The sequence below is a fragment of the Desulfobacula sp. genome (genome assembly GCF_021107415.1).
This window is the reverse complement of record NZ_JAIOSW010000220.1, coordinates 1-18,678: the sequence shown is the minus strand read 5'-3', so window position 1 is coordinate 18,678 and position 18,678 is coordinate 1. Positions and strand designations below refer to the sequence as shown.

At 43.6% G+C, this 18,678-nt stretch carries 14 protein-coding genes; 4 read left to right on the top strand and 10 right to left on the bottom strand.

Annotated elements, in window-relative coordinates:
* The 10 genes from K8S13_RS11935 to K8S13_RS11890 all read right to left on the bottom strand — a co-directional run.
* A partial coding sequence (locus K8S13_RS11935) for an ARMT1-like domain-containing protein (protein WP_291462775.1) occupies nt 1-540 on the bottom strand: 540 nt, incomplete at its 3' end.
* A 25-nt stretch (nt 541-565) separates the two neighbouring features.
* On the bottom strand, nt 566-1,057 hold the full coding sequence (locus tag K8S13_RS11930) for a response regulator (protein ID WP_291462773.1): 492 nt from the start codon (nt 1,055-1,057) through the stop codon (nt 566-568).
* Nucleotides 1,058-1,087: 30 nt separating this feature from the next.
* Complete coding sequence (locus tag K8S13_RS11925) at nt 1,088-2,167, bottom strand: PEP/pyruvate-binding domain-containing protein (protein ID WP_291462771.1); 1,080 nt, start codon at nt 2,165-2,167, stop codon at nt 1,088-1,090.
* 160 nt (nt 2,168-2,327) lie between these two features.
* Nucleotides 2,328-4,010 carry a PEP-utilizing enzyme gene (locus K8S13_RS11920; RefSeq protein ID WP_291462769.1) on the bottom strand — a complete coding sequence of 561 codons (1,683 nt, stop codon included), beginning with the start codon at nt 4,008-4,010 and terminating at the stop codon, nt 2,328-2,330.
* Nucleotides 4,011-4,118: 108 nt separating this feature from the next.
* Nucleotides 4,119-5,948 carry an aldehyde ferredoxin oxidoreductase family protein gene (locus K8S13_RS11915; protein ID WP_291462767.1) on the bottom strand — a complete coding sequence of 610 codons (1,830 nt, stop codon included), beginning with the start codon at nt 5,946-5,948 and terminating at the stop codon, nt 4,119-4,121.
* Nucleotides 5,949-6,039: 91 nt separating this feature from the next.
* Nucleotides 6,040-6,792, bottom strand: coding sequence for an SDR family NAD(P)-dependent oxidoreductase (locus tag K8S13_RS11910; protein WP_291462766.1), 753 nt, complete (start codon nt 6,790-6,792; stop codon nt 6,040-6,042).
* 81 nt (nt 6,793-6,873) lie between these two features.
* Nucleotides 6,874-8,517, bottom strand: coding sequence for an NAD(P)/FAD-dependent oxidoreductase (locus K8S13_RS11905; protein ID WP_291462764.1), 1,644 nt, complete (start codon nt 8,515-8,517; stop codon nt 6,874-6,876).
* A 73-nt stretch (nt 8,518-8,590) separates the two neighbouring features.
* A complete protein-coding gene (locus tag K8S13_RS11900) occupies nt 8,591-9,385 on the bottom strand; it encodes an electron transfer flavoprotein subunit beta/FixA family protein (RefSeq protein WP_291462762.1) in 795 nt (264 codons plus the stop codon).
* Nucleotides 9,382-10,386 (bottom strand): electron transfer flavoprotein subunit alpha/FixB family protein, encoded by a 1,005-nt coding sequence (locus K8S13_RS11895; RefSeq protein WP_291462761.1) that lies wholly within the window; start codon nt 10,384-10,386, stop codon nt 9,382-9,384. Before K8S13_RS11895 ends, K8S13_RS11900 begins: the two co-directional genes overlap by 4 nt.
* Before the next feature lie 53 nt (nt 10,387-10,439).
* Nucleotides 10,440-12,395, bottom strand: coding sequence for a heterodisulfide reductase-related iron-sulfur binding cluster (locus K8S13_RS11890; RefSeq protein ID WP_291462758.1), 1,956 nt, complete (start codon nt 12,393-12,395; stop codon nt 10,440-10,442).
* Between the two features lie 151 nt (nt 12,396-12,546).
* On the opposite strand from K8S13_RS11890, the gene K8S13_RS11885 reads away from it, so the two are divergent.
* From K8S13_RS11885 to K8S13_RS11870, 4 genes are all read left to right on the top strand, one after another.
* Entirely contained in the window at nt 12,547-13,440 is an 894-nt protein-coding gene (locus K8S13_RS11885) for a LysR family transcriptional regulator (RefSeq protein ID WP_291462755.1), read from the top strand.
* Nucleotides 13,441-13,554: 114 nt separating this feature from the next.
* Nucleotides 13,555-14,151: an HD domain-containing protein gene (locus K8S13_RS11880; RefSeq protein ID WP_291462754.1), complete on the top strand. Its 597-nt coding sequence runs from the start codon at nt 13,555-13,557 to the stop codon at nt 14,149-14,151.
* A 266-nt stretch (nt 14,152-14,417) separates the two neighbouring features.
* Nucleotides 14,418-15,599, top strand: coding sequence for a substrate-binding protein (locus K8S13_RS11875; protein ID WP_291462753.1), 1,182 nt, complete (start codon nt 14,418-14,420; stop codon nt 15,597-15,599).
* Nucleotides 15,600-15,605: 6 nt separating this feature from the next.
* Entirely contained in the window at nt 15,606-18,524 is a 2,919-nt protein-coding gene (locus K8S13_RS11870; RefSeq protein WP_291462752.1) for a response regulator, read from the top strand.
* Nucleotides 18,525-18,678 lie beyond the last annotated feature (154 nt).

Below are 18,678 nucleotides of genomic sequence, written 5' to 3'. Positions count from 1 at the left end.
ATCATATTGTTTTTTAATGATTTTAATAAACAATTTATCAAGCACAATTTCCCCACAATTATCTCCAAAATATAAGAGATGTTTTGTTTTTGAAAGCTGATTTTGAAAAGTTGTGAATTCATCCTTTGAAAGAGATGTTTCAAGTTTTTTAATTATAAAATCTTTTATGGTGGCAGTACCCTCCGGCATCATAAAATCAATTGAATTTCCAAGTATTGAAATCTTTGCCGCTGTATTTAAAGGGTCTGAGGATTCCTCCACCAATTTTTTTAAAAAGGGATATATTTTCAATACACGGTTGTTTAAATTGATTTTTTCATTATGGAAGGGATCAGGATCATTAACCGCAGCACTAATTTTTTTCATTACGACCTCTATGATATCGGGACTTGGCTGGTTCCATTCAAGGCCCCTCAACCCTGGAATTGTTAAAATATTAGAAAACAGCTCCCTGGCGATTGTCCCATCCAGAGAAAGCCTTTTGATGGCTGCATTTGACATGGTCAGGATACAGGGGATGCAGTCGGGTTGAATCAGCATAGCAAGGTCCTTTCATAAATACACTTCATCGATCTTTTATTTTATCCCAGTATTTTTTGTTTTGATCCTTCCAGTCACTACCCCAATTCCTTTCAAAATAAGGAGAGGACAGCCGGCTATGCCAGAAATCCCAAGTGGATTCCCCCTTATCCTGGGATTTTAACAGATCAATCAAAAAAGTGGTGATATTGACCATTTCTTCTTTTGGGAGATAGGAAGCAGCACCGCCTTTGATAGATTTTATGAGATTGTCAGGACTTAATGCATTGGCTGTCAACATAATGGCGGTTATGTTTCTGTGCTTGGCAATGTTTAACAATTTATAACCATCCACACCCATAATATCCAGAATTGCCAGATCAAAATCATTTTTTTCCATAAACGCTTTGGCTTCTTCAAATGTGCCTGCTTTTGTCACCTTGCACATATCCAACATTTCTTCCAGTGAGTCCAATACATCCGGTTCATCATCCACTATGAGAACCTTCTTGTCATTTAACAAACTTTTGTCTGACATTATTCACCTTCCCCGTCAAATCATAAGACTTTATTTTTCAAACCCCTTGATCATAAGATCAATGATATGATCTATATCATTTTTTCCTTCTTCTTTCATTATTTTTTTACTGAAATCCTTTTTCCCCGACGCTGTTACAGGTCTGGATTGGGTTGAAAAAATATTGTCGGGAAACGACAGATCCGCGTCTATTGCCCACTCTATGTCCTGTGGGGCGTTATAATGTTTTTCAATGCGCATTCCTGTCTTTGCGATTTCCATCACTTCTCTGACACTGATGCAGGGAATCCCTTGCTGATCCAACGGAACAGGTTCGACTTTTGTACCACACGCTTTTGCAACAAACCGTTGATCTTTCTGGCCGATGATACTTTGAGTTATCGCCATGGAGTTCTTATTGATAACAAAGCTGTCAGGAGAGACCAGGCCTTGTACAATGCTTTCTCCAAATCCCCAGTTTGCTTCCATGGTGATCTTGGAGGTATCTCCTGTCACAGGGTCCAGGGTAAACATCACCCCTGCGGATTTTGAATTTACCATTTTCTGTATGCCCACGCTGATCAGTACATCATCCTGGGGGAAATTTGCTCTCATTCTGTATATAATTGCTCTGTCGGTAAAGAGACTCGCCCAGCATTTATGAGTTGCCAAAACCACCTCATCATTGCCCCAGATCCAAAGATACGTATCCTGCTGACCTGCGAAACTTGCATCTTCAAGGTCTTCTGCAGTGGCACTTGATCTTATGGCAACAGGAAGGTTTGGGACACCACATTCATCACAAAGTAATTCATATGCAGCCATTATTTCGTCACATATCTCATCGGGTATGGGTGTGGAAAGAATGGTCTGGCGGATTTCTTTCCCAGCCTTGACAACCCGCTTTATTTCATCAGGCAATATATCATCCAGTATCTCTTTGACATTAGCCCATAGCCCTGTTCGTTCCATAAATTCCCCAAAAGCCGTGCTTGTTACAGCAAATCCAGGTGGAACCCGTATGCCAGCATTCACCAACTCCCCAAGGTTTGCGTTTTTCCCACCGACAAGGGAAAGGGTATTTTTGCTACATTCTTCAAACCAAAGAATATACTTAAATTGTGGCCGCATCTCGCATTCCTCCTTGCTGTAGTTAGAATAGCTTAAACGATTAAGTTACCTCCTTTGATAACGAACAGACAAGGGGTGGTTAAGCCCGAGCTTTTGCCATTATCTTAAGGAAGTAACTTAGAGTTATCCTCGTTAATCCGGACAGTTCAACAGTGTAATCTTACTTGTCCAGAATATAAACGACACCGTTGTCACCATCCACTTTGATGCGCTGTCCTGTCTTTATTTTAGCGGTTCCTTCAAAAACATTAATAACACAGGGGATTCCATACTCCCTGCTCACAATGGCCGAATGTGAGAGACTTGCTCCCCTGTCAACCACAACACCACTAAGAAGGCCGAATACCGGGGTCCAGCTGGGGGAAGTTGACACGGCAACCAGTATATCCCCTTTCTCTATCTCATCCAGTTGAGATTCTTCCATGATCACCCTGGCAATGCCCTCACATGTTCCCCCTGAACCGCATACTCCATAGAGATCTGCATTCAATTCCGGCTTGGGAACCGGCATTGACCCAACCACGACCTTGAGTGCGATGGGATCATTGGACTGCACAAGAACGCCCATGGCATCATCCATTGAAAATCCTTCCCTTAAGATGGCGGGCGGATTTTCTTTCCCACACCAGCCCTTCCATTCTTCATGCCGTCTATCGGCAATGTGTTTGAGATTGAGTCCATCGGGCACAAGGGTTGCGGCCCTGACCTCATCCGGCACGAGAAAGAAGACATCATCAGGCTTATCAATCACGCCGGCTGCTGACAGTCTTTTCCCTATCCCGAGGCATGACCTTCGTATGAGGGCATGGGTATAAAGGTCTAAGTAATGATTGTGTTCCTCGCTAAAAATACCGGTCTTCTGGGCAATACCCAGCAGCATTTTGAACCAACCCTTCTGGTCTTCCGGAACTTTCGCCATAACTTCTTTTATAGCCTCATCACGCTTCTGGACCAGGTTCCCCCTTTCAACATCCAGGTCAAAATCTCCGCCCTGTTTAAGAAAAAACTTTACGCTTGCTATGGCAGGTGTTGGATCCTCAACCCATGTCGGCATATTGACCTCGGCCATCCGCTGCATGCGCCATCCGTCTTCATCAAGGAATACCTGAAATTCTTCCAGCCATTTTTTGCCTTGGTCATTTTTTTTAAGTTCTAAAAGAACATCCACTGACTTGCTGTTGAGAATGATATTAGCGACACCCATTTCCTCGGCCTTTTTAGAAAACTTCCAGAGACTCCTGTCCACCTCATACACTTTGTTGTCAAATCCCCTCAAAAGATTGTGAAAGGTAGGATGGGTGTCGTCTATACCCAGGGTATCTTTGCAGGTATTCTCAAAAAGAATAAAGCCTGTATAAACGCCATACATCATGTGCATGTGAATTTCCCACATGCGCCGGCAAACATTTATTGTATCCTCGAAGTTTGCAAGAAGCTCGGCATTGCTGGCTGTATCGACATCACAGGATTTCAATCTCTCATAGTGACCCAGCATCTCCTTTACATAATCGCCCCACAGGTTGTCATAGTCATCTATGAAGGGGCGAATGGCTTTCTTGAACTTTACCTCACGTTCTTTTCGTTCTGCTTCATCCATTACAAGGTTAAGGGTAAGATAACCGCCGCCGTCTTTGAACCGCCAATCCCAACCCTTGACCGTTGGCAGACTGAGCTTTTCGGCGCCATACTGCATGCCATGACGGCAAAAATTTACCCAGAACCACCCGAACATGGGCGTCCAGGGTGGTACGGAATGGGTGGCATCTAAAAACCATGCCGGTGATTTTTCAAGATCTACCTTCTCGTCAAACTCAAGCCCGGGAACTGCATCATAGATTTTCATTTTTTCCATCTCCTTCTTGCTGATTAATAGTCATTATTGTGGTCATTTAAATATCATCTCATTCCCAGCGCTTGCGCTAGGAAACAAGAAAAATTTAATCCACTTTCACTAAGAAAGATTTTTTATTGCTCCGTCAAGCCCCAGCTCATTGAGCTTGCCAGGTTTAGGAGTCCCATTTTTTTCATACCCAAAGGCTTCATAGTATTCATCCAATAGTGTATCCAAATTTCTGATCATTTGCCCGGTAGATGGCCCTGCCTTTCTTAGCGGCTCGGTTGTCATCCGTTTCGGGAGGGAATCCTCTTTGCGCGAAAAACCCTCCCTAACATTGAAACATCTTTCAATACAAACTATCCTTTCTCCGATTTTAAGAAGCTTGTCTACACTTCCAAACTCCTTGATTCCTGTTGCTGCGGTAAGATACTCAACATACATCCCAAGAGACAGCCCTGAATTTCCGAATGTGCACGCAATCAATGAGTCATCCAGGGCCTGCTCTTTTTGAACCTGTGCAATGGATAACCCCTTATCCGTTTCCGTGAACGGGTCCACTTTCCCGGAGAGTTCCTCTCTGGGTCGTCCATACATGTGACTCCCGCCAATGTTTGACGTCGCCATACTCAAGCCATACCCTTTGACACCTCTGGGATCATAACCCGCAAGTTCAAGGCCCTTAATCTCCATGGCGTAAAACCTTGCCTTACCTCCCAATTTCTCGGCTGCCCGTTTCACCCCCTGGCCCAGCAGCGCACCGATCCCTTCCATTTTTGCGATCAGTTCAATGAGAGAAAAGATGGCCTTTTTATTACCCCAGGTGAGGTCAAGACCATTTGTGTCAGATGCCGAAATAATCCCTTTTTCAAACAATTCACAGGCAAAAGCAATGCTGACGCCCGTACTAATGACATCTAATCCGTAGAAATCGCAAAACGCATTGGCATCAGTAATAAAAGCGCTATCCGTAATCCCCAGCAATGGGCCAAAGGCATAAATCGACTCATATTCCGGTCCGTCAATCTGTGTGCCGGTTAAAGGTCCCTCAGTAACGTTCCGCATACCGCCACATCGGGTCATGCACATATAGCATCCGGCTTTTGCCGTTTTTAAATCATAAAATTTTTTTCCGGAAATATTATCAATGCCCGGAATGCTTCCTTTCTGAAAATTTTTAACCGGAATGATGCCCATTTTGTCCAGAACAGTGGTAATATAAGGGGTTCCTATGGTGGTCATATTTTTTTTACGGGGATGATCTTTTAGCATGCTGATCTGGGTTTTAACCAAATCCTGAAATCGAGGATTGTCAAAGGGAACAGGCTTTTTCACGGGTACATTAATGGAAATAGTTTTCAGATTTTTAGCCCCCATTACAGTTCCCACCCCCCCGCGGGATGCTGTGCGTTCTCCAGAGGTAATGGATGCGTAACGGACAAGATTTTCCCCGGCTACCCCGATACAGGCCGATTCTGTATGCCGGCCATATTTTTCTTTGAGCAGCTGTTGCAGGCGACGGGGATCAATGCCCGAGAATTCTTTAGCACTTGAAAAATGAACCCCCGATTTATCAACATGAATAGTCACCAGGTTTTTGGCGCTTCCCTGAATGATAATCAGATCATATCCGGCATGCTTCATCCAGGCACCAAAGTTTCCCCCGACTACGGACCGAAATATAGTACCGGTTAAAGGGCTTTTGGTTGTAACAGCCCATTTTGAAAACCCTTGAAGCCCTGTGCCTGCAAGCACCCCTACGGACAGTATCAGTTTGTTTGCAGGTCCCAAAGGATCTATGTTCGGTTTGAGTTCGTCAAAGAGGTACTTAGCGGCAAGCCCCCTTGCTGAAATGAAATCACCAAGATGCTTCTCAGGTATTTCCTCTACTTTGGATGTGGAACTGCTCAAATCAATCCGGAGTAATTTTCCAGCAAATGTTGTCATGGTCTCCCCCCTGAGTTAACGGCTGAAAAGTCAAAACGATCAGCCCAAATGAGTTATAAATTTTCTTTATACAATAGATATCTAATCATCATCAATGCATGGCACGGCCTCCATCCACCAACAAGGTCTGCCCGGTTATAAAATCACTCTCGTCAGAGGCAAGGAAAAGAGCAGGCCCAGTCAGGTCTTCAGGCTTTTCCAATCGATTAAGAGGTGTTTTCGACGTATCATATTTAGCCACATCAGCCAGGCCCCGGCTTGCCTCCGTATCTGTGAAACCTGGAGCGACACAATTGATACAGATGTTGTAGGGGCCCAATTCCACTGCCAGAGCGCGGGTAAGGCCGATAATCCCCCCCTTGGATGATACATAGTGGGCAAACCCGGTTGAGCCTGTAAAGAAGACCTCGGAGGATAGATTGACGATCTTCCCGTATCCTTGATCCTTCATATGGGGAAATACTGCTCTTACAGCAAGAAAGGCACCCTTAACATTGACATTCATGACAAGATCCCATTCATCCGGATCTATTTCATAAAAGGGCTTTCTTTTGATGCCGTCATAGATGGCAGCGTTGTTTACCAGGATGTCTATCCTGCCAAAGGCTTTAATGGTCGCCTCGGCCATGGAAAGCGTATCCTCTTCTCTGGCAACATCTGCCTGGAAAAGGTCGGCCTCACATCCAAGGGCTTTAATCTGGTTGACCGTTTCCGTCAGGTTATCCATGTCCCTGCGCGTTACCACCATAACCTTTGCACCTTCTTTGGCCATCTTAACGGCAAATGCCCTTCCAAGACCTTTGGCCCCCCCGGTCACTATTGCAACTTTGTCTTTTAAACGCATGGGGTGTCTCCTTTCTTTTCAATCTTTAATTTGATGAATACGCGTTCCCCCAATTCAGCGATGGGGGGAGCCCAAGGTTAATTACAAGTCAGGTGAGCGCAAACCAAAATCTTTTGCTATAACAGTGTAGCAGTTATAGCTTGATCCGCGCCCGATAGCCGGGCCGCCGGCGACTCCTGAAGAACACATATAAAGACCCTTGATAAATGTTTTATATCCCCCTGGCAGACCCCTGAAACGTCCACTCTGAGAACCGCCGCAGTTGCCCTCGGACCAGCCACCCTCTCTCATGTCCAGGTGAGTCTCCTGTATATCAATGGGCGTTGTAATACGCTCTGCAATAAAGTTATCTTTGGTCATGTTGGGGGCGTATTTTTGCCATTGCGAGATCATGGACTCATAGAATTCATCATGCAGCGTGCGCCACTCTTTTCTGGAAAAAAGTCGGGCAGGGCAGGTGAAATCTTCAACATGCAGACTGTGTTTTCCTTCGGGCACTCGGCTTGGATCCCAAATGCTGTCCGGCGCTGTCAAACAGAAAAATTTAGAAGGCATCCCCAGTACGAAAATTTCATGCATATATTTGTCTTCCATAAACCCCAAATCCTTGGGCGCCCAATAGGTTCTTGGTGTGGCATTGATATCGGGGTTGTTTTTGGCCGCTGTATACTGTGGAAGCTCATGTACAGCCACGGTTCCCCAGAAAAGTTGAGCACGATCAAAGAAATAGGTATCCACCTTGCGCTTCATGTTGGTATTCAGATGATCTTCTCCAATCATACGAAGAAAGAGCTGGGGAGTGGCATTATCAGATACCACCATCTGCTTGGCCTCAATCTGTGTGCCGTCCAACAATTTGATGCCTTTGGCCTTACCATTTTCAATAATCACTTTATCTACTTCGGAATTGATAAAATATTCAGCGCCCAATTTTTTCCCTGCCGAAACAAGGGCATCCGTAATAGACTGGGTTCCCCCTTTGGCAATAGCCGCAGTCTCCCATCCAAGTACCAGATGAAGTGCGCCAAAGGTATAAACAAGTCCGGGCACATCGTCAGGATAAATGCCGCTGGAAGTTAGAAATCCCCTCATCAACAAAATTCTGAGTTCATCGCTTTCAAAAAAATAGTGCGCCATCTCTTTTGCAGTCATAAATTGCATGGATGGATCAAGCCCGCTTGCGGGGTTGGTCATAAGCTCTTCCAGGGCATCGGGCGTTCCATAAGGAGTGGGTACGCTAAACCTGTGCCTGGAAAATGCCGGTCTGATGATTTCTTTGTATTTATCCGTCCAATCAAGATACGCCTCTGCGTCAGCTTTAGAAAACTGGGCTATCTGATCATAGGTTTTATCTACATTTTTTTGACTATATTGTGTTTCACCTGTTTGCGGGTTTATTACCGGCCAACCGGCATATGCGACATAGGAGGTTCCATCATCAAAAACAACCGCCTCATTTGTATCAGGAAAAACATACTCTAAGCCTTCATCCCGAAGATTAAACTCCTTATAGGAAGGATGACCGTAAAAGCGTGTAAAATGAGCGCAAAAATTGCCCCGGAACCCGGGTGCAGGTGTGTCATCAAAGCTTACGGCACCGCCTCCAAGATGATCCAGTCGTTCAAAAACCCCCACTGTCATTCCGGCCTTGGCCAGATAAGGCGCAATGATTGTACCATGATGTCCCCCGCCAATAATCACAGCATCGTAAGATTTGTCTGCCATTGTGTTTACCTCCTGTTTCTTTTTTAAAATGATTGAAAACTAACTCATATATACTCTTTTCTTTTTGAAAACTTTATCGAAGCGTCGTTAAAACAGCCGCCAGTTTCTCAGCCTGATCATCAGGAGTGGCGCCTTCTATAAACTTACAATCCCTTCCCATATCAGAAGGCGATAAAAGTTCAACAATCTGTGTTTCCATTAATTTTTCACGGGCCAGATCAAAATCCCCGCTGTTCCATGAGGAAATGGAAGCAGCCCCCTTGAGCATTTTCAACATCTTCATGCGGGAAATATACCGCAATTCACCCACCTCATTGCTCACTGTCACCAGTGCGGGCATCTTAGTTTTCACCCGTTCATACCCTTCAGGGTGACTCTTTTTGACCACCACGCTTCCATCCGTGATGCTAATCTCCCTGGCCAGGCTGATGCAGGAAATCTCCAGCAGTTCACCCAGTATGAGGCCTACCTGGCCTGAATCCCAGTCCCCGGCCTGTCTTCCGGTCAATACCAGATCATATTCGCCGATCTTTCTGATGGCATCAGCCAGTGCACAGGCCACAGAATGACTGTCCAGTTTTTCAAACGCATTATCTTCAAGGAGTATCAATTCATCGGCTCCGGCCGCCAGGGTCTTTCGCAATACTGTATCTGAAACTTTTTTGCCCAGGCTCAAAACAGTGATTTTCGCATCCATCTCTTCCTTAAGCTGAATGGCTGCTTCCAGGGCATTCTCATCAAATGGATTAATGACCAGCGGCGCATCAACGATAATTTCTTTGTTTTCAGCATCCACGCTGACATCTGACAACGGCGCTTCAGGATCTGGAATCTGTTTTGCACAGACGATTATGTTTATCTTTTTCATGACAATTCCTCCAATTTCTTTACCAGCAGGGGAATGATGGTTTCATAATCTTCCACAATTCCATAATCCGCCACCTTAAACATATTGCATCCTGAATCTGAATTGATAGCAATGATCTTTTTAGACTGAACCATGCCCACCAGATGCTGAATAGCACCCGATATACCCACCGCTATATAGATGTCCGGAGAAATGATGGTTCCGGTGAGGCCCACCTGATGGTCGGGAGAGACCCATCCTTTATCCACGGCCACCCGGCTGCATCCGATCATCACATTGTTAAATGATTTGTTTAGCACCCGGGTTAGATCTTCAAGGATTTCAAATCCGTCCTCGTCACCCAATCCGGCACCGCCGGCAATCACTACATCTGCTTTGTCCAATGCAATGATGTCCTCCTTGACGATCTCTAAAGATTCTACCCTGATGATTGATTCATCGATTTTGGGAACTATATCCACAATTTCCCCTTGTGACTCAGCCGCCTCAGCAGGTTTAATCACATTCCCCCTCATGGTTGCCATTTGCGGCACGCCCGGGCACTTGAACACCGATATGGCATTGCCGCCTGATACCGGCTTGGTCCGAAGCAAAAGGCTGTCCTCCCCAGGTCCATTGCCTGGGTTAATGGAAAGATCAATGCAATCGGTTGTCAGCCGGGTGTCTAATCGACAGGCAAGTCTTGGACCCAGGTCCATGCCGATAAAAGAGTGGCTCATGAGAAAAATTTTCGGGTTGATTTGTTTTACGGTCTGCTGAAGGGACTCAAGCCACAGATCGGCATTAAAATTATTTAATAAGGCGTGTTCCACTTTAAAAACCTTGTTTGGCCCATAGGAAAGCGCCTCACTGGCTGCCGCAGGAAGCTCGTCGCCAATGAGTACCACTGAAAATTCTCCATCAAGATCCTTGGCAAGATTTTTTCCGATGTTTAGCAATTCAAGGGTCCTTAAATTCAAAGATCCCTCTCTCACCTCCCCTAATATCAAAACTTCACTCATTTTGTTCCTCCTTATAAGAATATATTTTAGCTTTCATCAGGATTTGAGTTCTTTTATGCATCCGCGCCTTCCAATGCCTGCAAAACCAGTTCGTTCAGATCCATAACCCGAAGGGTCTCATTCAATCCGGCCACTTTGCGGGCATCCTCCAGCATAATACGGCACAAGGGGCATGCGGTGATGAGAATCTGTGCTCCAGTGGCCTCGGCCTCTCTGATTCTAATCTCACCCATCTTGACTTCACCGGCAAGATCCTGCCACATTCTTCCACCGCCGCCGCCACAGCAGAGGCTGTCTGCCCCGTGGTGGGCCATCTCCACCAGGTGGACTCCCGGGATCGAGCGAATAATCTGTCGCGGCTCATCAAAAATTCGGTTGTAGCGGCCCAGGTAGCAGGGGTCATGAAAAGTAACCTTCGCCGTCATCCCCTTTTTAAACGAGAGCTTCCCCTGGTCCATAAGTTCTTGCAAAACCAGGGTGTAATGGCGTGCTCTAAAATGCTCTTTTGGGTATTCATTTCGAAAAGTATGGAAGCAATGGGGTGATGAGGTGACAATGTCGCTAATGTTATATTTTTTAAAAAGTTCAAGACAATTATCCATTTGTTCTGAAAACAGACCCAATTCACCTACCCGCCTGGCAATATCTCCGCAGCAGGGCTCTTTTTTACCAAGAATACCAAAACTGACCCCAGCCGTTTGAAGAATCTTTGAAAATGAAAGGGCCATGCCCTGGGCGGTATCATCAAAGGAAGTGGTACATCCTACAAAGTAACACAAATCCGCTTTTGCCCCCCTTTTTGCGAGATCAACCAGATCCAGACCTTTTGCCCATTCGCCGCGCCGGCGCTTAGATGACTCCCAGGGATTGTCGTAGTTGAAAACCTTTTCAAGCGTCTGGTTCAAAAGTTTGGGCACATGGGTACCTTCTTCCACGGCTAACGCCCTTTTTTTGATAACGGCTTCAAAGGTAGCACCGTAGACGGGACAAACCTCCAGGCAGGCCCGGCAGGTAGTACAATACCAGAAATTTTCATCCATTTTGGTTTCTTCATGCCGGGTTAGAAACCGGATATCCCCTAATGGAAAATGCTTTTGCCACAGTCCGCGGTGCATGGCCTGAACAAAATCACGTGGGGAAAAAGGTTCTCCGGCTCCTGCGGACGGGCAGGATGCGACACACCGCCCGCAACGCATGCAGGCATCAAAGAAGATTGAATCCCCTATATTAAATTCCGTATTAAATTCTCCTATCTCATCTTCGATATCCGGAATAACAGGTGACACGGATTCCTGGATATAAATGCTCACAGGTGCCCCTATGATATGAAAAAGCTTGGTAAAAGGAATTACTGCAATGAAGGAAAGACTCAGGAGCGCGTGCCCCCACCAGAAATAAGGATAAAAGGCCTCGGCTGTAGAGGGTGAAAAAAGAGCACCCATCCACTGACCGGCAAAAGACCAGGCGCTCCATGAGGGATGATGATAGGTTAAGCGAAGCCCTTCCAGCATAAATCCTGAAAAGACTGCCAGCAGGAGCCACACTGACACAAGCGCATCCTCCAGTCGCCTCTCAAGTCTGGGAACACGCTGAATGTACCGACGAATAAGGGCCCATATTATTCCTGTCAGGAGCATGATTCCCCCGATTTCCATAGCGAAGGAAAAGACCAGATAAACTGTACCTTTAAGGAATGAAATGACCCAATGATGGACAGACAGGATGGCGGTACCGATAAAAAGGGACAAAAAGCCCCAAAACAAAAAAAGATGCATTATACCGGCGGATATTTCATTCTGAAGTACTCGTCGCCCCAAAAACGTATCTAAGATTGTTTTTTTGACTCCCTCCTTTGAAAAAGGAATATTCAGTGATCCTCCACTGTTCTTTTTCCATACCCAGATATGAATGGCCACTCCTGTAAGAAAAATTCCTGTAGATAGACCCGCTAACACATAGAAAATCCAAACATTTTCGATCCTCCAGTACATGATACGATAGGGTGCCATAGAAGCTATCTCTCCTCAATTCTGAATACTTCAGGTTTCTTAAATTAGCGTGTGTAATCTTTAAATTTTTTTATTGACTTGTCAAAACATTTAATTTTATATATTCATAAGTTTTTTTTATGCGTTAAAACTTTTACTTATAGGTCACTCAATGCGAATGAACCTGAATCAGCTCAGAACATTTTTTTTAGTCGCCAAGGAAAAAAGTGTTACCAAAGCAGCTGAATCCCTTTATGTGACCCAACCCGCGGTCACTATGCAGATAAAATCCTTAGAACAGGATCTGAAGATCAAACTTTTCATGAAGCATGGCAAGGGCATTGAACTGACTGTCGCGGGTAGTGTTCTTTTTGAATATTCAGAAAAAATATTCGAAACGGTAGAAGAAATGGAATATGTCCTGAAAGGATACACTGACTCAACCCATGGCACCCTCAACATTGGCACGACCCGTAGTTTTGCAAGGTACCTTATGCCGGATCTCCTGGCTCGCTTCCAAAAACGTTTCCCCAAAGTGAAAATTATTCTGAAAGTAGGGAGTTCCCAGGAAATTGCAGACGGTGTTCAAAGCTTCACCTACGATGTAGGCATTATCTGCAGACTGCCATTTAAAGCTAAGCTAAAGGCGATCCCCTATACAAAAGAGGAATTTTGCCTGGTCGTATCATCGCAACACATATTTTCAAAATATGACGCGGTGTCTTTCAGAGAACTTCAGAACGAACCGGTCATTATCAGGGAAAACGGTTCAGGGTCAAGATATGCTATCCTCTCCCTGCTGAGTTCTTACAACGTTAAACCCACAATTTTATTAGAGGCCGCCAGTATAGAATTTATCAAGGAATATATTATTAAGGGTCAGGGAATATCCTTTCTTTATAAGCCTGAAATTAAGTTAGAAATCGCCCAGGGCCTTCTTACGCCTGTGCCGGTCAAAGAAGGCCCGATCTTTGTACAGACTGATACGATTTTCCCCCGAGACGTTGACCTTTCACCACCGGTAAAGGCATTCCTGCAATTGATCGAGGAGGAGATGCAAGGGTGATCATGCCGTATTCAATAATAAAATTACTAAATATAGAATGGAACTATATTACATGATAAACCAAAAAATTCAGGTCTGGTGGTGGTCAGTCTGGTGGTGGTCAGAGGAGGAATCATGGGAATTGAAATGAATTGGTCTAAATTTATCCAGAGGGTCTTTCAGTCTGCCGAGCCATATCTGAAAAAAAGAGGAGATATCCTTCATACCCAGGTAGCTCATCAATATACACTGGTTCTGATGAAGCAGGAAGGGGGTGATAAAAAGATCGTCGAGCCTGCCATCATCCTGCATGACGTCGGATGGTCTTCTCTGGACCCCATACAGATTCAGGCCGCATACGGTGTCAGGTCCGGAGGGAAAGAGGCGGATCGACTCAACCGCATCCATGAGCGGGAAGGCGCGGTGATCGCCCTGCAGATCCTTCAATCCCTGAAATATGCTCCACAATTTACAGATGAGATTATTTCCATTATCCAACGGCACGATTCGGGGATTACTGCTCGTAGTATAGAAGAACAAGTTGTCAAGGATGCGGACAAATTATGGCGATTTTCCAAAATAGGCTTTTGGGAGGAGATTGAAAGACAAGAACTTGAACCGGCAGAACTTTATCAATATCTATTAACACGATATCCAGAATGGTTTTTCACCGATACCGCGTTGATAATCGCAGGGAAAGAAATAAAAAAACGTGGTGTGGAAACAATGTAAAGCACAAGACATTAGGTCGAGTGCCCTCACCCCAACCGCTTGCTTTGTTAGGATTATTAATAGCTCAATAAATTTTTTGTATCCATTCACGGGGGTTGTTAAGTCATCATAACCATCTGAAATTATGAGAAAAAAATGACTTTATAGCCTATTGAAATAATTACAAAAAATCTAGATCTTTCATTATTAATATGTTAAGCCTCTATTTATTTAGCTATATTTAGGGTATCATTATATAATCGTGTTTTTTGGAATAAAGGAGTATTATGTTAACCAGAAAAAAAATAGTAATTGGGTTGCCGATTATTGTAATTTTGTTATCAGCTTTTGGTGCATACTTATTTCTTTCAAAAAATACTGACAAACAGTCTGTCAAAATTGGTGTTGTCTTGCCCTTGTCAGGTGACTTCCAAACATATGGAAGATATGGAGTTCAGGGTGCGAAAATGGCGGTGGATGAAATCAATAAAGCCGGTGGGGTCTTGAATGGAAGGCACCTGGAACTGATAATAGAAGATAATAAAACTGACCCTAATATTGCGGTCAAACAGATAAGAAAATTAATCCAGGAAGATGATGTTATTGCGGTAGTGGGACCTGTCAGCAGTACTGCCCGTGATGCAATGACCAGAGTTGCCAAACAATTTAAAACCCCCCTGCTATATGGTATCAGTTACGAGGGTAACAGGTATGACCGGTATTTATTTTGCTACAGCCCAATTCCTGATCATGTAATCACTCCAATAGTTCCTTTTATGGCAAAAAATTATGGTCCGTCATTCTATATTTTTGGCTATGATTATGTGTGGCCGCACGAAATGGCAGAAGCCATTAAAAGAGAAGTGAAAAAATTAAACTACAAAATATCAGGGGTTGAATTTACCCCTTTTGGCATAAAGGATTTTTCTTCAACTCTTAAAAAAATCAGGAAATCCAAAGCTGATGTTCTCATGCTGATCCTTCCTGGTCCTGACGGATTCAGCTTTATCCGGCAGTTTAATGAATCCGGTTTGAGAAAACATGTAAAAATCGTGGCAATCGCGTCTGATGAAACCTTTTTGCAAGCCCTGCCGCCGGAAGAACTTGAAGGTATAATAACAAATGTTCATTTTTTAAGCAGCCTTGAAAGCAAAGAAGCAAAATCATTTGTTGACCGACAGAAAAAAATGTTTGGGGATAACACAATAGTAACTTATTCTACAGAATCTCACTATGGCTTGATCAAACTTTTACAAAGAGCTATTGAAAAGGCCGGTACTGTTGATAGAGAAAAGATTGTTGATGCCATGGAGAATCTGACAATAATAGTAGGTAATGGTTCGGTGACAATGAGGACAGATCATCATATGAACTTGAATATGGTAATCTCCGAATTTACTGCCGGCAAACTCATTGCGAAAAAAAGTATCGGACTGGTAATCCCCGAAAATCAAAAAAAAGGTGAATAGTGACAGATGAGTTTACGTGTCAAAATCCTTTTATGGTTAATGCCGGTATTGTTTCCAATGCTGCTCATCATCTATCTCAATTATACAGCCCAAAGAAATGCTGCCGAAAAGCAGTTAATAAATACGAGTTCAATTATAATTGAGCATGGTGCCAGAGATCTGAATGATTATATCCTGCTGAAAGATACAACTTACCGGCTCCTGGTTGAGTCGCTTGTTAAAAGCTCAATTGATCCGAATAATGTCACAATAGAACAGGAGAGCGAAATTGGAAGGCAGATGAAAATTCATCCCGGCTTTTCCACAATACTTTTCACGGACAAAAAAGGCAGGGTACTATTTGGAAAGGTTGGTCTAAGCCGGGATGATATCCCGTTTTTACCACGCAATATTACCGGGGAAATTGCATTTGATAAAAATGAGCAAAAACATTTGACTGATTTATACCAAAAATGGAAAATGTCAGTTGCTAAATACCGGAACCAGATAGTTGACACCAGTAAGCTGATAGATGAGCTTAGCATATCCGGTGAAAAAAATTCCTTCAGATACCGGCAGGCACAGCAACGGTTAGTAGCCTTGAAAGAAGCCATAAAACAACCTCCGCATACTGTTTTTATCGGCGGGAAAAAATTGACTGACAAAGCTGGTTTACCTTTTCGCTCCAATACATTTATATTTGCCGTCCCGACTGAAACAGGTAAGGGAAAGCATACAGGTTTTATTCTGGGGATATTGGACTGGACTCATATTGAAAACAAAATTTATTCGCTTAAATCAGATTTAAAGACCAGCGGAATACCCGGAGCGGACATTGTTTTGTTTAATATGTTGTCTGGTGAATTTCTCATTAATTCAAAGTATATATTGGCAAATTTTATTAAAGAGGCTGTAGAACAAAAAACTTTTGAGAATAACATGAATAGTTCTGTAAGGTATGTGGAGTCTATCAATGCACAAATGATTTTTACTGCCGTTGTAGACACCAAAATACTCACTCTGATCAATGATACAAGCTATCTGATTTTAAAAAATGATAGCCATGAAAACAATTTAAAAAACATTTTGAATAAATCTGATTTCTATCTGATTGGATACGTACCTGGAGCGGACATTTTTTTTCATGCAGAAAAATTGCTATGGAGATCAGTTTTTTTTACCCTTCTAAGTATTTTTTTGCTTACAGGTATTATTTTATTGTTAAGCGGAAGGATTGTTCGACCCATTGCAGAAATGGCAACTATGACAAAACGAATTTCCGAGGGTGATTTAAATTACCGGATTACTAATACCAGGAACGATGAAGTAGGAAGGTTGGCTTTTTCTTTTAATCAAATGAGCAAAGATCTTTTGAAAAAGCAAACAGAATTGGAAATAAAGAACAAAGAGATACAAACCAGCGAAAATCGTTACCAGGCTCTCTTTGACAATGCACCTTTTTCTATTGGTACGATTACGGGTAATGGTCAGATTAAGGATGTGAACAAGACGGTTTTCGACATATTCGGATATACAAAAGAAGAAGCTCAGAAAATAAATATGCGTGAACTTTATCAAAACCCGGTTGATCTGGAAGAATTCATACAGGAAATACAAAAACATGGAGCTGTCAAAGGTATGGATTCCAACCTTAAACGTAAGGACGGTCCACTATTAGTCGGTCGTTTAACCGGTGTTCCTGTTACCATTAACAAAGACCCGTTAATACTTGTCATGCTTGAAGATATTACCAGACAAAAAGAGGCAGAGCGAGAAAAAGAGGCTGTGGCTGTCAAACTGCAACGTTCTCAAAAGATGGAAGCCATTGGTATGATGGCAGGCGGTGTGGCACATGACCTGAACAATATCCTGTCAGGAATTATCAGTTATCCTGAACTGCTACTGCTTGATCTGCCGGAAGGCAGCCCTTTGCAAAAGCCGCTGGAAACTATTCAGGCATCAGGCAAACGGGCTGCCGATGTAGTAGCTGACCTGCTAACTGTTGCTCGGGGAGCTGCTGCTGTCAGAGAAGTATGTGATCTGAACAAACTGGTTTCAGATTACCTGCATTCACCTGAAATAAGACAGCTTACAATTACTCAGCCGAATGTAGCGTTTAATGCCGATTTTGCTGATGATCTTTTCAACCTGAACTGTTCAGCGATTCATATTCGGAAGTGTTTGCTCAATCTTGTTATTAACGCTTTTGAAGCAATTGATAAATTCGGTTCAATTACCGTGTCTACTACCAACCAGTACGTTGATACGCCTCTCAAGGGATATGATAATGTGCACAGGGGTGAATACGTGGTTCTTTCAGTCATTGATGATGGACCCGGCATTACACCCTATGATTTGGAACGGATCTTTGAGCCTTTTTATACTAAAAAAGTGATGGGAAGAAGTGGTACCGGTCTCGGTCTTGCCGTGGTTTGGAACACAGTGCAAGACCATGACGGTTATATTGATGTAATTACCGGAGTCAAAGGTACCCGTTTTGATCTATACTTCCCGGCCAGTCGTGAAATGGCAGATATTAAGAAAGAAGAAATGCTCTTGACCGACCTGCAGGGTAACAGCGAGACTATCCTGGTAATCGACGACGAGCCGGATCAGCGCAGAATTGCCTGCAGCCTGCTGAGCAAACTAGGCTACCAATCCCAAGCTGTTGCCAGTGGTGAGGAAGCTGTTGCCTATCTCAAAGAACATACAGTCGACCTGCTGCTTCTGGATATGATTATGGACCCGGGCATAAACGGCAGAGAAACCTATGAGCAAATTGTTGCATTGCATCCCAACCAGAAAGCAGTGATTGCCAGTGGTTTTACTGAAACAGATGATGTAAAAAAAACTCAGGACCAGGGTGCCGGATTATTTATCAACAAGCCATATACCCTGGATCGACTTGGTCAGGCAGTTAAAATTGAGTTGGGAAAGCAGATGTAGTGAAAAAACAATATTAGTAACAGGTACTTTGACTCTTTAAAACAGACTTTATAAAAACTCACAAAATTCCAAAAAACCTGTCATTGGGCAAAATCGTCCATAGGTGGCAAGGAGTGGTGAGATTTTTATCAACGATTCATGAATAATTACTAGT

Excerpts from the sequence above, each read along its gene's own strand:
- K8S13_RS11875 (WP_291462753.1), top strand. The coding sequence starts at position 14,418 with ATGTTAACCAGAAAAAAAATAGTAATTGGGTTGCCGATTATTGTAATT.
- K8S13_RS11910 (WP_291462766.1), bottom strand. The coding sequence starts at position 6,792 with ATGCGTTTAAAAGACAAAGTTGCAATAGTGACCGGGGGGGCCAAAGGT.
- K8S13_RS11915 (WP_291462767.1), bottom strand. The coding sequence starts at position 5,948 with ATGACAACATTTGCTGGAAAATTACTCCGGATTGATTTGAGCAGTTCC.
- K8S13_RS11890 (WP_291462758.1), bottom strand. The coding sequence starts at position 12,395 with ATGGCACCCTATCGTATCATGTACTGGAGGATCGAAAATGTTTGGATT.
- K8S13_RS11900 (WP_291462762.1), bottom strand. The coding sequence starts at position 9,385 with ATGAAAAAGATAAACATAATCGTCTGTGCAAAACAGATTCCAGATCCT.
- K8S13_RS11905 (WP_291462764.1), bottom strand. The coding sequence starts at position 8,517 with ATGGCAGACAAATCTTACGATGCTGTGATTATTGGCGGGGGACATCAT.
- K8S13_RS11885 (WP_291462755.1), top strand. The coding sequence starts at position 12,547 with ATGCGAATGAACCTGAATCAGCTCAGAACATTTTTTTTAGTCGCCAAG.
- K8S13_RS11925 (WP_291462771.1), bottom strand. The coding sequence starts at position 2,167 with ATGCGGCCACAATTTAAGTATATTCTTTGGTTTGAAGAATGTAGCAAA.
- K8S13_RS11895 (WP_291462761.1), bottom strand. The coding sequence starts at position 10,386 with ATGAGTGAAGTTTTGATATTAGGGGAGGTGAGAGAGGGATCTTTGAAT.
- K8S13_RS11930 (WP_291462773.1), bottom strand. The coding sequence starts at position 1,057 with ATGTCAGACAAAAGTTTGTTAAATGACAAGAAGGTTCTCATAGTGGAT.
- K8S13_RS11880 (WP_291462754.1), top strand. The coding sequence starts at position 13,555 with ATGGGAATTGAAATGAATTGGTCTAAATTTATCCAGAGGGTCTTTCAG.
- K8S13_RS11920 (WP_291462769.1), bottom strand. The coding sequence starts at position 4,010 with ATGAAAATCTATGATGCAGTTCCCGGGCTTGAGTTTGACGAGAAGGTA.
- K8S13_RS11870 (WP_291462752.1), top strand. The coding sequence starts at position 15,606 with ATGAGTTTACGTGTCAAAATCCTTTTATGGTTAATGCCGGTATTGTTT.